Here is a 14,140-nt window from a genome sequence, read left to right as displayed (position 1 = left end):
ACTGGGTGTGGAATCTCCCTCGTTATAATTTCCGGGAATGCAGGTTGAAAACCATGCTGCCTGCGGACTTACATAAATAAACGGGTCCATAAATATAAATAAGCGGGTCCATAAATATAAATAAACGGGTCAGACTCCATTTTTCACCGCCGCGAACACTACAAGGAGATCGTTGAGAAATCGAAAGCAGAAAGAGGTATCTCCCAAGAAGCCTGTGCAGCATTTTGGAATGTATTCAATGGAAGGCCTTAGCAAGAAAAAATGAACATTCGAGTGTCGAAAACAAACCAACCGCACGGACTTTTGAGAAAAGAAGGAATGATGGGTGTATAATTTACACACGATGTGTAGAGGTGGTGAAACCGTGGAAGATATCAGAGAAACTAAGGAAAGGCATAACATCATGTTGAAACCCTCATCGTGGAAGATACTGAAAGAGTTGAAAAAAGTTCAGGGCAGAAGTGCCAGCGAAATCATAGAGCATGCTTTGTGGAACCTTATAAAAACAGAAGGATATAATTCTATGTACTTCAAGATAATGGCAACAACTGAACCATGTGATCCAGAAGAAAACGAAGAGCTAACGAGAATACTAGATCAGATGACAGAAGAAGATCTAAAAGTAGTCAGAAGATATGAGCTACATCGTTGAACTCACAAACGCGGCCGACAAGCAACTTGAAAAGCTGGACCAGAAGCAGCAAGACAGGATAAACGATGCTTTACTAGATCTTTGTGACTTCTATGATGGTTCGTCGAACAAGAAACCAGACATTAAGCCTCTTACTGGGAAGTATAATGGCCTTCTTCGATTGAGAGTTGGTAGTTATAGAGTAATATTCCAATTGAAAGGCGGTCAATTTGTGGTGCTGGTAATTCAGATAGTCAGAAGTGGAGACGCTTACAGATAAGATCAAATGCGTTCTTCTTTCTATCTTCTTATTAGCGTTCAGCGGGTCTTTGTTCTTAAGCTTACAGCGGATCTTCTTGCCCGCTTGAGCGGGGTGGCGGCATGCTCCTGCCGACGGGGAGTGTGCTCTTAAGATCGGTCGAGTTCAGGCTACACTAGATCTTCTTCTTGACTTCTCTCTTCATAGCCCTGCTGATTACGAGGAATATTATCAGAAAAGCTAGACCTGTTAGGACGGCTATGCTCCTGGAATAGCTAATAAATAAGTCTCCTAAGAAAAAGCCGCCCGCCAGAAACAGAATTGTGCATATCAGGTCTCCGACTGCGAACAGAGAGATAGCGGTCGCTTTCGGTGAATCGCTGAATCCGGCGAACACGGGCACATATTTCCCTATTAGGGGAATCACTTTCGAGAATAGGTAGAAGAGTCGCGGTGAAGAGAGAAAAAGGCCTGTTCCCAGAACCAGAAAACGCTTTAGCCAAGATACACCTTTTGAGCTGGAGTAATTGCCGCTGACTGCATTTCTGAAGTAATTACCCACCAGAATAAACAGAATATCGGTGGAGAGCAGAGAGAGCATGGACAAGAGTATAACGGGTACCGGTTTAAGTATGCCTGCGGCTATGAGTATCCCGCCCGACACGATAAAGACCGGAATGCCAGACTGATCTATTACTGTACCAAAGAAGACAACCAAGTATCCATACTCTCTCAAAAGCTCCAGGGCTCTATCCATATCAATGTCAACAGCAGTTGCAGAGGAGATCACATAAGATACAGGTGGCACAAGCAGCGGCAGTAGTTCCCACGTCTTTCTTGTTGACGTAGGCACCGCCCACTTTCCAGACCTGATCTCTTTGTTTGAGTGTTTCGTTGTTTGGATCTACAGACCTCAGTTCATTCCAGGTATTCGAAGCCTCGGTTTGGCTACCTAGCTTTTCGTACTGGATAGCTAGAAAAGCCAGATAGTTCGGCTCTCTGGAACCCACTTGCATAGCTTTCTTGATATATGTTATCGCTTCAGCGTGATTACCCAGTTCGGCGTAGCTAAAGGCCAGTTGAGCGAATATCCAATCGTCTTGTCCGCCATTCCTGATTGCGGTTTCTAAGTCCTCAATCGCTTTCGAGTGGTTGTTCTGGCTGCTTTGCGCAATTCCTCTTATTCCGAACGCTTCATATCTCGAGCTGTCGATAGCTATCGCTTGCGTGCAGTATTCGATGGTTTTCCCCCAGAGTCTTTGAGAGTATGATTCGGTTGCGTTGGCGATCAGAATATCGTAATTCTGGGAAGCCCTGTCACTGTAATGATAACTTCTTTCCGTATGGACTCCCGAATCGTATTCCTCGCGTTTTTCCGGAGTCCCGAGGACTTCGTAAGCTTCATTTATCTCTTTCATCTTCTGTTCTGCGAGTTCACGAAGCGGATTATTGGAATGTTTGTCGGGATGATAAAGACTTACGAGTTCACGATAACGTTTCCGAATTTCAGACTGAGTTGCATCTGGCTTCACGCCGAGCACCTCGTAATAATTGGCCATTCTCAGCCCTCCTTATCGAATTTCTCTTTCGCTATCTCAAGACTGTTCATCACAGAATTCATTGCGCTTGATACAATCTCTCTATAATAAGTGTCCAGTGAAGGTTTCCCTTGAAGATATATGGCCTTCAACGAAGACTCCACGCCTCTCTCGACTAAACCTACCATGCCTTCACGGTTCTGACCCTGTAAGAGGTTGAAAGACCCTTTAGCTACGTCCGAATGAAAGTCTTCCAGCGCATCGACAAGGTACATGATTTTCAGCATATTTATGGAAATAGATTCGCTGCGTTCTGAGTTTCCATTAGCAGGGAAGAATTCAGCGGTCAGTCTTCCCCCGAACTCCATGAATTTGCTTAGCCTGTCCAAAGGATTAAGCTTTGAATCTCGTTCGACTTCCAGCGCGGCAAAGCACTCTGATTTCAGATCGGAAATCGATATCTCCCTCTCCGCAAGTTTCCTCTCGGATAGTCTTAAGACCTTGCCAAGGATCTTCAAGAAGATCCTGTTTCTTATAGTGATCTCATTGTCAAACTCCTTGTCCCATAGGGCTATAAGGATCATCAATACAGAAAGATCAGACAATGGATCAAAGTAAGCCTCATACCCTGCCAATACTTCAACTTTCTTGGGTTGTATAATACAGCTCTTTTTTATTACCTTTTCTTCATCGATCGAAGGCAGAAAACCTGACTGAATCGAGAAGAAAATCGGATCGTGCTGCAAAAGCATTGAAGCCCTTGTTCCGTATAGCCTCTTGAGATTATGGCAGAGCGTGCAGTAGATAACCTGATACTGTCTTCTGGCTTCGGGCGAAATCGAGTTCCCCGGTTTGAAATATCCAAGCATACGTACCTCGTTTTAGATCACTGCTTTTTCTCTGTTCAGGCTTCATTTGATTCTCTTGTTAGTGCTGCTGTGGGCATCTCTGTGGAATCTTCAGATGCCCCAAGGAATATATTATCTCACAGGTGTTACTGCTTCTTCACGCTGATCTACAGACTTCACCCTATCTCGTATGTAGTCCTCTTCCAGTCTTGCCGTGAGTACTAGCATCCTATAAACATACTCGATTACCTGTGAGAGCTCTACGAACTTGCAAAAGCTAGAAACATTGAGAGCTTGTCTGGCTGAAGACGCCTCTCTATGACAAAGCTTCCTCCAGATTCGCAAAGAACTTCTTGCAAGCTAGATAAATCTTTGGGTAGTTCCTTCTCGTAAGATTGATACTGTCTCTTATCGTTGATACTCGAATGTCACTCAGATTATTCAACCACTTATCGAAAAGATCATCAAGTTCCTTTTCTTCTGCATCATCGACTGCTAGATAGTTCTTCCGGATAATTATGACTGCGAGAGCCTTTATAGTGTTAATTATCGCACTATCAGATTCATAAGCTTTGAACTCTTTTAGAGCATCATTGGCTATCTTTAAGTGATCTCTGAACCCGCGCAATTCCTTTGATGTGTCGAATTTCATCGCGTTTTCTGTGAAAAGTATGGCCAGTTCAAGGTTATTTTTCTTAAAGAACAGGCGTGAGTATTCCAGGAACTTTGCAGCTACGTACTCTCTTATTTCTTGATCATCAGGAATTGCTTCCAATATCTCGTCAGCAACATCTCTCGTACTCTCCGGATCTTCTGCAAGGATGTGAATTCTAGCCTTCAGGAACATTGCCTCGAAATCGTGGATGTCGATCTTCCCATCGGCATTTATGGCGTAATCAATCTCGGGCTATTCAACATGTTCTATAACAGCAGGAAGCTTCGCGATCCCGACTACAAGGAGGTCGTTCGTCCCAGCAACGACAATATCTATTCTGCACTATGGCTCGACCTGAGATCGGAGCCTGTTGGTGAGTGTACCGGCAGTAGAGGACCGCTATTACTCCTTCCAGATGATCGACATATACACACACAACTTCGCCTACGTTGGCACAAGAACCGGATTTTGATAACCCTGAAGAACTCAAAAAAGAGATCGAAAAGAAGACAATCGAATTCGCAAAGAACATAACTCATATGCTCAGTAAGTAGTCAACAGATCATGTGCCGCGTTGAACGAAAACCCTCTGATTAGGGTAGAATTCTTCGGGAAGCGAAAAGAATGCCGTAGCAGAGGGTTGATGGCTGGGGTGTGAAGAGCTCAAGATCCAGATTCGGTCAGGCATCGCAAATCGTGGAGTCTTCAGATCAGCCTGGCACATTTATCACGGCGCGGACCTATTCGGTAATCTTAGACTTAGACACGCATAGTGAAGGCTATCCGAGTTTTATAGATCTCTTGTTTTTGTTACTGCTCCTGCTTGCGGTTTCCAACCTCTTAGTACTCTCGCACACCTCAAAGAATTGGTGCAAGCGTATTCTCAGCCGATTGGATACTCCGAGATAGGAGCTGTGCTCTAATTGCAGCAAAGATTTCACTGGAGGTGATAAGTTGAAGAGAGCACTGATTGTGCACGGCGGATGCGATGAAGGATTCCTTCCGCAGAAAGAGATGGAGCTTCGCACAAAAGGGGTGCGGAAGGCCTTTGAAATAGGACTCGACGTTCTGCAAGGAAGCGATTCCGCTTTAGATGCCGTTGAGTCAGTTATCGTGACACTTGAAGACGATCCGCATTTCGATGCGGGCATTTCCGGCTCCTTCAGCAACATGATAGGAGAAATCGAAATGGATGCCTCAATTATGGATAGTAACGAGGCGGCAGGAGCGGTAATCAGAATCAAGAATTTCGCTCATCCTATCAGCGTGGCGAGAAAGGTTATGGAGGAAATTCCTCACATAATGCTCTCCGGGAAGGGAGCCGAGATATTCGCCAGACTTATGGGGTTCAGAGAGACAAGTCCGGATGAGCAGCATGCGAATACTGATAATAGAGAAATGGAGAAACTTCCGGAGAATTACAGAGAATTCGTTAAAAAGTACTCTAAACTGCTGGCTGAACAGAGGCTCTTCTCAACTGTCGGAGCAGTGGCAGTAGATTCAAAGGGTCGCATCGTCGCCGGGACTTCGACCGGGGGAATTGCCCACGCCTTTCCGGGAAGGGTTGGAGATACTCCCATCATAGGGGCCGGAACTTTCGCGTCCATATCTGCCGGAGCTTCGGCAACCGGACTTGGAGAGGGAATACTGAGAGTCGAAGTCACAAGGAAGCTCGTCGAGCTTATCGAAGGCGGCCNNTGTGACAGAGTTATCGAGATCTGTTCCAAAAGGGGGTTCCCATGTGGAGTGATCGCCCTGGATGACGAAGGCAATGCCGGAATCTCCCATAATGGCTTCTTCATGCCCACAATGTATTCCCGCTTTGACTGATCCGGAAGACAACGATAGAACTCAACTGAACCAAAGGACACTCAGGGAGATTCGGGCTCACACATTCGCATGATAGAGAATGAGTAGACTTCTAAACGTGAGATCGTTGATTCTCCTTGATGACGATCTCCAGTTTTCTTCAAGAGCCAAACCTACATAAGAGTTCCAGTGAGTGGAGTAAGGACGAGAGAGCTTCTCCGCAAATTTCGCCCTGATTTCAGGAGTATTGATTGTAACTGGTCAATCTGTCTCTTGATCGAAGGAACTTCATTTGCAATACCCGTTCTCGCAAGCAGCTCCATCCTGTGAAACCACATCATCCACCCCTTTGAATCAAGCTTATCCATATCTGAGTTGAAATCGTCCATAAAGACCGAGGCCGGCGCTATCAGCTGCGCTTTGTGGCGAACCAGCGCATATTCTATTGGCGACATCTCCGCAAGTCTTCTGATCGCACCGATAAGAAGCTTCTTGTTTGGCTCACTTCTCCATTCCTTCGTGAAAGCGAGGAGTCGGAGATGATATATTGACGGCCATCTTGCACCTTCTTTGAAAACTAGCTTTCCTCCGTAGTTTTCAGTGATTTCCGAAAGTGATCCGACGCTCCTGACAAAATTGAAAGCCTCAAGAGCCTTCTCCACTTGATACCTGACGAAATTCTTTTCTTCTAGACCACCCTTCGCGAAGAGCACGGCGCGGATTGCTTCGGAACCGCCGAAACCCTTTGAGTCCACTATATTCTTAAGCTCTCTCGGGAAGTCGGCGTTGTCTCTTTACAGAGCATCGAAGGCTCTCGAAATAACCGGATTCCCACTTCCAAGACCCATTTCGATCCGCTTCCTGCTCGGTACACAAAGCAATCTCCAGTAATTCCAGGATTTGTCCACAAAGGCTTCGGCTTATCTTCATTTCTTCCTTTTCGAGAATCGACCTTGATCTATCCATCTTCCCTGCTTCAACCAAACAGGTATAATAAAGCTAATGATTCCAGTCAAGGAGCAGTGATCTTTGAAGTGAAGGAAGATCTAAAAACGTATGACCGCTTGGTAATAAAGAAAGAACTTCAAATTGGAGAGGTTATCCATCTTCAAAGAGAGTGCGGATCGCTGAGAAGAGGTGAGCAGAGCTTTGAACCTGCTTCTCGAGAAGTCTAAGGAAGTACTGCTGGCCGTTCTCCCGATTACCGTGCTGGTTCTTGCACTGAATTTCCTGTTCGTCTCGTTGAGTTGGTTACTAATAATAAGGTTTGTAATTGGCTCCTTCTTGATTGTTGTCGGGTTGTCAGCGTTTCTTTTTGGAGTAAGCATAGGGATTAGCCCTATCGGCAATTTCATGGGTACCTTCATAGCGAAGAAGAACAAGCTCTGGATAGTAGCTGTTGCAGGTCTTGTACTTGGCTTCTTCATATCCATAGCTGAACCTGCACTGCATATACACGCGCTTCAGGTTGAGCTTGTTTCTTCAGGCATATTATCTAGCTGGAGTGTTGTTATAACCGCATCGGTTGGTATTGCAGTATTTCTCTCACTCGGACTCATAAGAATCGTCTTCAATGTCGCCCTCAACAAGCTTATGACAGTATCGTACGGGGTAATACTCATCCTTTCTCTCTTTTCTTCGAGAGAATCCCTTGCGATCTCTTTCGACGCTTCCGGAGCTACAACAGGCGCAATGACCGTTCCATTCATTCTTGCACTTGCAGCCGGTATCTCAGTCCTCAAAAGAGATAGTAGATCTTCAGAGAACGATAGTTTTGGACTCCTGGGAATTGCCTCCGCAGGAGCAATTATCTCTGTGCTCCTCGTCGGAATAGTTTCCACTAACAACATTATGGAAGTTGCCCCTGATTATTCAGCATCGGAATCTTCCGCGATTCTCGGTCACTTCTTTGGTTTGATGCCAATGATCGCAAGAGATGTTCTTCTTTCACTGCTTCCAATACTGCTGGCCTTCTTGCTGCTTCAGTTCAGCTCATTTAGACTTTCAAAGAGGATGATCAGACAAATTACTGTCGGACTTCTGTTCACTTTTGTGGGCATGGTGGTCTTTCTCGTTGGTGTCAACGGAGGCTTCATGGATGTTGGTAGAGAAATCGGATACGGAATAGCCTCAATGGGAAACAAGTCGATCTTAGTTCTAGTTGGTTTGATTCTGGGTCTTGTCACAATCCTTGCAGAGCCTTCGGTTCACGTTCTGACTCATCAAATTGAAGATGTGACCAGCGGTGCCGTTAAGAGAAGAATAGTGCTTTTCGCCCTTTCGGCCGGTGTTAGTCTGGCAGTGGCTCTTTCAATGATTAGGATAGCTGTGCCGGCGGTTCAGCTCTGGCATTTTCTTCTGCCCGGCTATGTCATCTCCATAGTGCTGTCGTTTCTTTCGCCTAAGCTCTTTGTCGGAATTGCTTTCGATGCGGGAGGTGTTGCCTCCGGACCGATGACAGGTACATTCGTACTCGCTTTCGCCCAGGGCGCCGCGAGTAAAATAGAAGGCGCGAACGTGCTCGTTGACGCTTTCGGTCTCATATCTATGGTCGCAATGACACCCATTATCGCTCTACAGATATTGGGGTTGATATACAAGATGAAGACAAGAAAAAGAGGTGTTGAGTCAAGTGGCTAGTAATGAGAATCTCAGTCCCTACAAGCTGGTGTATGTAATCGTTAACTTCGGCAAAGGAAGCGAAGTCTTGAGAATTGCAAGGGCAAACGGTACAAATGGAGGCACTATTCTGCTGGGAAGGGGCACTGTAAAAAGTGGATTATTGAATTTCTTCGCACTGTACGAAATCCGAAAGGAAATAGTCTTGATAGTTGCAGACAATGAGACTGCCAAGAGCGCGCTTGAAGCTCTTAACAGAGATATGATGCTAGATCGCCCGAACCACGGAATCGCTTTCACTGTAGACATACGCGAAGTAGAAGGATCAAAAGAGCTGGGATGCAATTCGCTCCAAGAAGGAAGAGGTGAAAAAGAGATTATGTATCACTTGATTACAGTAATAGTTGATAGGGGAAAGGCAGAAGAAGTTATAGATGCTGCTACCGAGATGGGTTCGAAAGGTGGAACGGTAATTAACGCGAGAGGATCCGGTGTTCACGAAAGAAGCACGTTGTTTGCAATGGAGATCGAACCCGAAAAGGAGATCGTCATGATCGTCTCCGAAAAGGAGTTGACACAGACAATAGTGAACAAGATAAGAGAGAAGCTAAGAATTGATGAACCGGGTAAGGGAATCCTTTTCATTCAAAATGTGGCCGATGCCTATGGCCTCCTCAAGTAGAGACAGATAAACCATGCAATGAAGAGGCGATCTCCTGAAAGCCTGTACGTTCATCTTTGGGTCAACCCTATTTGCTGATTCTTCTAGCCACGGGCCTTGTAGAATGAATCGAATCCAACCGCTGCCAGAATTACAAGTCCTTTGAATACGTATTGAACATAAAGATCTATCCCAATCAGGTTGAACGCATTGGTTATCATCGTCAGCAACAACGCCCCGATGAGAGTTCTCACGACTGAACCTTCTCCCCCAGACACACTTGTACCGCCTATTACCGCAGAAGCTATCGCATCCAGCTCATAGCCCTGGCCGGCAAGAGGTGTAACTGAAAGCAGCCTTGAGGCGTAGACGATTCCTGACATTGCAGCCATTACACCTCCGGCAACGAAGGTCAGGGTCATGTAGAAGTCGACTTTGATTCCTGAGAGTCTGGCCGCCTCTTTGTTGCCGCCAATGGCACAGGAGTATCGACCGAATTTCGTCTTGACAAGAATGAACTGACCGAGAGCTACCAGAATCAGCAGCAGAATTATTGGAAAGGGAATCGGCCCTATGTAGCCGTTGCCGATGAAAGCAAACCCTTCTGAGTCGACATAAAGAGGATAGCCGCCCGTATACATATAAACGATCCCTCTTATGATCGTCATTGTTCCCAGAGTGGCAATGATCGGCGGGATATGGATTTTCGAGCTAAGGAATCCATTTACCGCTCCAAAGGCGGCACCAACCAGCAGAACAACAATCACGGCGAGGAACCAGTGCATAGAAGACTGGAGTCCAACCGCCATAGCGGCGGAAAGAGCCAGTAGTGAGCCGACCGAGATGTCGAACCCGCCGCCGATAATGACAAAGGTGGAGCCGATAGCCATTATTCCGATTATCGAGCTCTGCCTGAATATGTTTATGATGTTTCTCCAAGACAGAAAGTTGGGTGTCATAAGCGAGATGACCAGCGCCAACACAAAGAATGCTATGATGATTTTGTACTTTCCCAGAAAGCTTGCCAACCTCGACTTAACAGCGGGTCCAGACATTCAACTCACCACCTGATTATCTAGATGCTCTTGTTTTCCGCTCAATGCCTTCTTCAGGATCTCGCCCTGGCGAGCTCCGCGTTTGAACTCTCCCACGACCTCTCCATCTGCAATTACAAGGATTCTGTCGGATACTCTCTGAACTTCCGGCACTTCCGAGGAAATGAAGATAACGGAGAAGCCGTTCTCGGCAAGCTCTCTCACAATCGAGTAGATCTCACTCTTTGCCTTCACATCGATTCCCTGTGTCGCCTCGTCCATGATCAGCAATTTTGGGCTGGTCAGCAGCCACTTTGCGATTACGACTTTCTGCTGGTTGCCTCCGCTGAGGAACTTCGTCTGCTGATGTATCGAAGCAAGCCGGATATTAAGCCTTTCCCTGTATTCATTCGCCTTAACATACTCTCTCTTTGTCAGGATCAATCCGGGCGTCACTGTGAAATCGCCTATCGCAGGGAGAGTAATATTCTTGAAGACCTCGAAAAGCATTATGAGGCCGTCGGATTTCCTGTCTTCTGGGATCAGCGCTATCCCTGCATTTATGGCATCTACCGGCGAGCTTAGATTCACTCTCTTGCCCTCGACAGTTATCTCGCCGCTGTCTGCTTTCTCGGCGCCGAAAATCGCCCTGGCCAGCTCCGTTTTTCCCGAGCCGGTGAGACCGGTAATTCCAAGCACTTCACCAGGATAGACTTCAAATGAGATATCCCTTACTCTAGGCAACTTTCGAACGTTCTTCACAGATATGACGGGTGGTAGGTCGTAGTTTGCGGAGCTCGAAATATCTTCGATATCATGAAAGACTTCACCGACCATTAAATTGACGATTTCTTCTCTGTCAGTTTCAGCAGTATTCAGAGTGGAGACCTTCCTGCCGTCTCTTAGGACTGTAATTCTATCTGTAATTCTGAAGACCTCTTCCAGAATATGGGTGATATACAGAATCGAGATTCCCTTGCTTTTAAGTTGCGAGATAATCTTGAAGAGATGATCCGACTCTTCCTTCGAAAGCGAGGCCGTCGGCTCGTCCATAATCACCACCCTCGAATTCCTGGAAAGTGCCTTCATGATTTCCACAACCTTCTGCTGTGCCACCCCGAGCCTGAATATCTTCTCGTCCGGTGAGAGATCAAATCCATACGATTCACAAAGGCTGTGAAATCTCTTTCTCATATTCTTCTCTGAAAGCAGGCCCGAGACCTGCATCTCGTCACCGAGGAATATGTTCTGCTCGACAGTGAATTTGGGAATGAGGCTCCTCTCCTGATAGATAACACTTATTCCCTTCCTGAAAGATTCCGTTGGAGATGAGAAGCTTGTTTCCTTCCCGTCGTATAGAATAGTCCCGGAATCCTTCTGATAAGCTCCGACAATGCATTTTGTGAGCGTCGACTTTCCCGATCCGTTCTCTCCCAGAAGAGCGTGGACCTCCCCCTCTCTCACGTCCATGTCTACCCTGTCAAGAGCCTGAACACCGGGAAAGCTCTTCGATATCTCCTTAACTTCGAGAATGAGTCTAGAACCCACAGTATCTCTATTCAACTAAATCACCCACATACTCGAGAATCTTATCGCTTATGTGCCTTATATCCCAGGAGAGAACAAACCCGTCATTGCCTTTTCTAAGAGTTGCCTCTACATAATTCCCGACTTCCTCCAGACCGACCGAACATACAGGGGGAAGATTGATCGCCTCAAATCCGGGGAAGATCCTGGTTACCGGATTGAGATTCATCTGATCGATCTTATTCAGCTCGAGTTCATAGTTCTTCTGATCGATGCCCCTCATTCTTATTTCTTCAAAGCTTTCAGGCAAAAGAAGGCCGGTCAGCTCTCCGATGATTTCAAGCGCTTCTCTCTCCGAAAGCCGCAAGGCGTGATCCACGAGAATTTGCGCCAGAGAGAGAAGTTCCATCGGAAGTCCGGCCGGCCCCATTGTTTTGCAGTAAATCATCGGCTTCATCCAATCCACATGCCTGGATATTCTCTCGTAATCCTGCGAAACGATATTTCTAAGAGAAGGGGAGAAAAGATCCACGCCCACTTCAAGGCCCAGGTTTTTCGCCCTGTCTGAATATGAAGTTAGCAGCTGGAGCACCAATGACTTTCTGAACTCGAGAAATTCCCCGGTAATTCTGTAAAACTCTTTGAGAGTTTCCAGTACTTCGTCCATTCCCCTCTTCGAACCGAGCTTTCTTAAAAAACCGCGAATTGCCTCCTCAAAGGCTGAACCCGTTGCACTTGATCTCTCTTTGCAGGTGTCGCAGAAGCAGGTAAGCATCTCTCCTATCCCGTTGGCCGGCGAAGGAAAACGGATCCTGTCGAGAAAGACACCGTCGAAGTCGGCAAGGCCAAGGATTTCTTCGAAGCGGCTTAGAAAGGCCTCCTCCCGACTTACCTTGTTGGGGCAAAGAAATTCAAACTCCTCACCGCCGGCCTTTTGGGATTCCAGTATCTCCGACCGGCCGCTATCTATCGTTCTGACGATCTTGAAGGCGTCCGTATCGAAATCTACTGGCGTGTCTGCCAGCATAGGATACCAGAGATGCGGAGAGACCCCGACGTCTCTGCAAATCGAGACAAGCGGGGAAAGATTTTCGGGCCGGACCGACCAGATAATGAGCTTCTCAAGCCCTGCCTTCTTTGCCTTCGAAAGTTTCTCTGTAAGGCTTCCTGAATTATCCCTGGACAGCTCCTCGTTAAAGAACAGCTGTGAGAGGATATTGATCTTACCTGCTTCAGACATCAGCGACCTCCTGTCGTATTTCTCTTACATTTCCGGTTCGAAATCGCCCACGTTATCCTTTGTGACCATTACCTGCTGGATCTCGACGAATTTCGGCACTTCCTGGCCGGTCAGGTATAGATGGGCGGCCTCGACAGCTTTGTAGCCTTCTTCAATAACCGAGAAGTACGTGGAAGCGTAAACGTCTCCGGCTTCGATGTAAGGAACGAGCTCTTTAGCATACTCCAGGCCCAAAACCACTACGTCGGTGATTCCTCTCTCCTTGAGCGCCATCGATGCCGCAATGGCTCCCGACCACCACTGGCAGGCAATGACGTCGACATTTCTGCCGCTCTGGAGGAAAGCTTCCATGAACGCAAGCGTTCCTTCCTTTGTCCAGCCGTCGATAGGGCGCTTCTCAATTATGCTCCAGGAAGGATTTCTTTCAGCAACGGAGAGAAAACCCTCTTCTCTCATTCTCTGGGCAGTTGTACCGGGATTACCTTCTATAAGAATTATGTCGATGTCGGCGTTCCCAAAGAGCTTCTCGACAAATTCTGCCTGGACAACGCCTGATCCTATCTCAGAACGACCTATGTGGCTAATGACACCCGGATACTTGCCTTCAGGATCTGTTCCGATGCTGTTTGTGAATGTTATCAATGGAATTCCGGCTTCGTTGCAGCGAGTTACCGCCGTTCGAAGGGCCATGTTATCCGCCGCGCAAAGTAGCACGAGATCTACACCTCTTGCAATGAAGTTCTCAACCTGAGACAGTTGCTTGCCTGCATCCCATTCTGCGTCCGCATAGATCAGGTTCAGTCCAAACTCCTTAGCGGCCGCATCCAACCCTACTCTCTGGACGCTGAAGAATTCAACGGTTCCGGGAAGCAAAACTGCAACGTCCGTCCCAAATAGAATTCCTGCCATTAGAACGAAGATCAAAGCCAGTAGAACAGTAATCTTTCTCATAAGTACCTCCTCTTGTAGTTTCCTGCCGTTCAAAATCCCGAAGTTCCCCCTAGAACCTCTTTAAGGAGCAACTCTTTCTGAGCAAAATAAGCTCCGCCAATGACAACACTGTAAGGCTCAAGAGCCGCTCTGACAAGTAGATCAGGTCTGTAAAGCTCTTCCGGAAGAACCTTCCTCAGAGTGCTGTCGATTATCGGAAAAATCCGGTCATACTGATTGAAGCCAATACCACCTCCTATCAGAAGTCTTGCCGGATCGAGAAGCATAATTGCATTGGCAAATGCAAGTGCAAGATGTTCGCAGCCTCCCACAATTCTTTTGAGGATTCTCTCATCGGAGTCCATCTTCTCGAATAGGTCCTTTACGCT

At 46.8% G+C, this 14,140-nt stretch carries 14 protein-coding genes and 2 pseudogenes; 6 read left to right on the top strand and 10 right to left on the bottom strand.

Annotation, left to right across the window (positions count from 1 at the left end; translation table 11 throughout):
- The first annotated feature begins 364 nt into the window (after positions 1-364).
- Positions 365-652, top strand: coding sequence for a hypothetical protein (locus B3N33_RS11835; RefSeq protein WP_292593461.1), 288 nt, complete (start codon positions 365-367; stop codon positions 650-652).
- Complete coding sequence (locus tag B3N33_RS11830) at positions 636-911, top strand: type II toxin-antitoxin system RelE family toxin (RefSeq protein ID WP_292593460.1); 276 nt, start codon at positions 636-638, stop codon at positions 909-911. The genes B3N33_RS11835 and B3N33_RS11830 overlap by 17 nt, the downstream gene beginning before the upstream one ends.
- A gap of 154 nt (positions 912-1,065) precedes the next feature.
- Here B3N33_RS11830 and B3N33_RS11825 read toward each other — a convergent pair whose 3' ends face one another.
- The 4 genes from B3N33_RS11825 to B3N33_RS11810 form a co-directional block, all read right to left on the bottom strand.
- Positions 1,066-1,647: a hypothetical protein gene (locus tag B3N33_RS11825; RefSeq protein WP_289057989.1), complete on the bottom strand. Its 582-nt coding sequence runs from the start codon at positions 1,645-1,647 to the stop codon at positions 1,066-1,068.
- Positions 1,648-1,654: 7 nt separating this feature from the next.
- Complete coding sequence (locus B3N33_RS11820; RefSeq protein WP_103134749.1) at positions 1,655-2,449, bottom strand: J domain-containing protein; 795 nt, start codon at positions 2,447-2,449, stop codon at positions 1,655-1,657.
- Positions 2,450-2,451: 2 nt separating this feature from the next.
- Entirely contained in the window at positions 2,452-3,297 is an 846-nt protein-coding gene (locus B3N33_RS11815; RefSeq protein WP_292593459.1) for a DUF5685 family protein, read from the bottom strand.
- Positions 3,298-3,592: 295 nt separating this feature from the next.
- A complete protein-coding gene (locus tag B3N33_RS11810; protein ID WP_289057986.1) occupies positions 3,593-4,123 on the bottom strand; it encodes a hypothetical protein in 531 nt (176 codons plus the stop codon).
- A gap of 69 nt (positions 4,124-4,192) precedes the next feature.
- Here B3N33_RS11810 and B3N33_RS13000 point away from each other — a divergent pair.
- Both B3N33_RS13000 and B3N33_RS11800 read left to right on the top strand, forming a co-directional pair.
- Positions 4,193-4,403: pseudogene (locus B3N33_RS13000) on the top strand (DUF1254 domain-containing protein).
- Between the two features lie 500 nt (positions 4,404-4,903).
- Complete coding sequence (locus B3N33_RS11800) at positions 4,904-5,761, top strand: isoaspartyl peptidase/L-asparaginase family protein (RefSeq protein ID WP_422655913.1); 858 nt, start codon at positions 4,904-4,906, stop codon at positions 5,759-5,761.
- A 152-nt stretch (positions 5,762-5,913) separates the two neighbouring features.
- Here the strand turns inward: B3N33_RS11800 and B3N33_RS11795 are convergent, their stop codons facing one another.
- Positions 5,914-6,495: a hypothetical protein gene (locus B3N33_RS11795; protein ID WP_214061045.1), complete on the bottom strand. Its 582-nt coding sequence runs from the start codon at positions 6,493-6,495 to the stop codon at positions 5,914-5,916.
- A 394-nt stretch (positions 6,496-6,889) separates the two neighbouring features.
- Between B3N33_RS11795 and B3N33_RS11790 the strand changes: the two genes are divergently transcribed.
- On the top strand, positions 6,890-8,380 hold the full coding sequence (locus B3N33_RS11790) for a DUF1538 domain-containing protein (RefSeq protein WP_214061049.1): 1,491 nt from the start codon (positions 6,890-6,892) through the stop codon (positions 8,378-8,380).
- Positions 8,373-9,041: a P-II family nitrogen regulator gene (locus B3N33_RS11785; protein ID WP_292588934.1), complete on the top strand. Its 669-nt coding sequence runs from the start codon at positions 8,373-8,375 to the stop codon at positions 9,039-9,041. Before B3N33_RS11790 ends, B3N33_RS11785 begins: the two co-directional genes overlap by 8 nt.
- An 83-nt stretch (positions 9,042-9,124) precedes the next feature.
- Here the strand turns inward: B3N33_RS11785 and B3N33_RS11780 are convergent, their stop codons facing one another.
- From B3N33_RS11780 to B3N33_RS11760, 5 genes and pseudogenes are all read right to left on the bottom strand, one after another.
- A complete protein-coding gene (locus B3N33_RS11780) occupies positions 9,125-10,075 on the bottom strand; it encodes an ABC transporter permease (RefSeq protein ID WP_214061047.1) in 951 nt (316 codons plus the stop codon).
- Positions 10,076-11,617, bottom strand: a complete 1,542-nt coding sequence (locus tag B3N33_RS11775; RefSeq protein WP_292588931.1) for a sugar ABC transporter ATP-binding protein — start codon at positions 11,615-11,617, stop codon at positions 10,076-10,078. It abuts the gene before it with no gap.
- Positions 11,610-12,821, bottom strand: coding sequence for a hypothetical protein (locus B3N33_RS11770; protein ID WP_214060978.1), 1,212 nt, complete (start codon positions 12,819-12,821; stop codon positions 11,610-11,612). Before B3N33_RS11770 ends, B3N33_RS11775 begins: the two co-directional genes overlap by 8 nt.
- Before the next feature lie 24 nt (positions 12,822-12,845).
- Entirely contained in the window at positions 12,846-13,772 is a 927-nt protein-coding gene (locus tag B3N33_RS11765; protein WP_214060977.1) for a sugar ABC transporter substrate-binding protein, read from the bottom strand.
- A gap of 29 nt (positions 13,773-13,801) precedes the next feature.
- Positions 13,802-14,140, bottom strand: a pseudogene (locus B3N33_RS11760) (ROK family protein); the annotation flags it as partial.

The sequence above is a fragment of the Mesotoga sp. UBA5825 genome (genome assembly GCF_002432955.1).
Taxonomy (GTDB): domain Bacteria; phylum Thermotogota; class Thermotogae; order Petrotogales; family Kosmotogaceae; genus Mesotoga.
Note: the sequence above shows the minus strand (reverse complement) of the source record. Positions and strands in the feature narration are given on the sequence as shown.

Excerpts from the sequence above, each read along its gene's own strand:
- B3N33_RS11815 (WP_292593459.1), bottom strand. The coding sequence starts at position 3,297 with ATGCTTGGATATTTCAAACCGGGGAACTCGATTTCGCCCGAAGCCAGA.
- B3N33_RS11810 (WP_289057986.1), bottom strand. The coding sequence starts at position 4,123 with ATGTTCCTGAAGGCTAGAATTCACATCCTTGCAGAAGATCCGGAGAGT.
- B3N33_RS11770 (WP_214060978.1), bottom strand. The coding sequence starts at position 12,821 with ATGTCTGAAGCAGGTAAGATCAATATCCTCTCACAGCTGTTCTTTAAC.
- B3N33_RS11825 (WP_289057989.1), bottom strand. The coding sequence starts at position 1,647 with ATGGATAGAGCCCTGGAGCTTTTGAGAGAGTATGGATACTTGGTTGTC.
- B3N33_RS11765 (WP_214060977.1), bottom strand. The coding sequence starts at position 13,772 with ATGAGAAAGATTACTGTTCTACTGGCTTTGATCTTCGTTCTAATGGCA.
- B3N33_RS11820 (WP_103134749.1), bottom strand. The coding sequence starts at position 2,449 with ATGGCCAATTATTACGAGGTGCTCGGCGTGAAGCCAGATGCAACTCAG.
- B3N33_RS11780 (WP_214061047.1), bottom strand. The coding sequence starts at position 10,075 with ATGTCTGGACCCGCTGTTAAGTCGAGGTTGGCAAGCTTTCTGGGAAAG.
- B3N33_RS11830 (WP_292593460.1), top strand. The coding sequence starts at position 636 with ATGAGCTACATCGTTGAACTCACAAACGCGGCCGACAAGCAACTTGAA.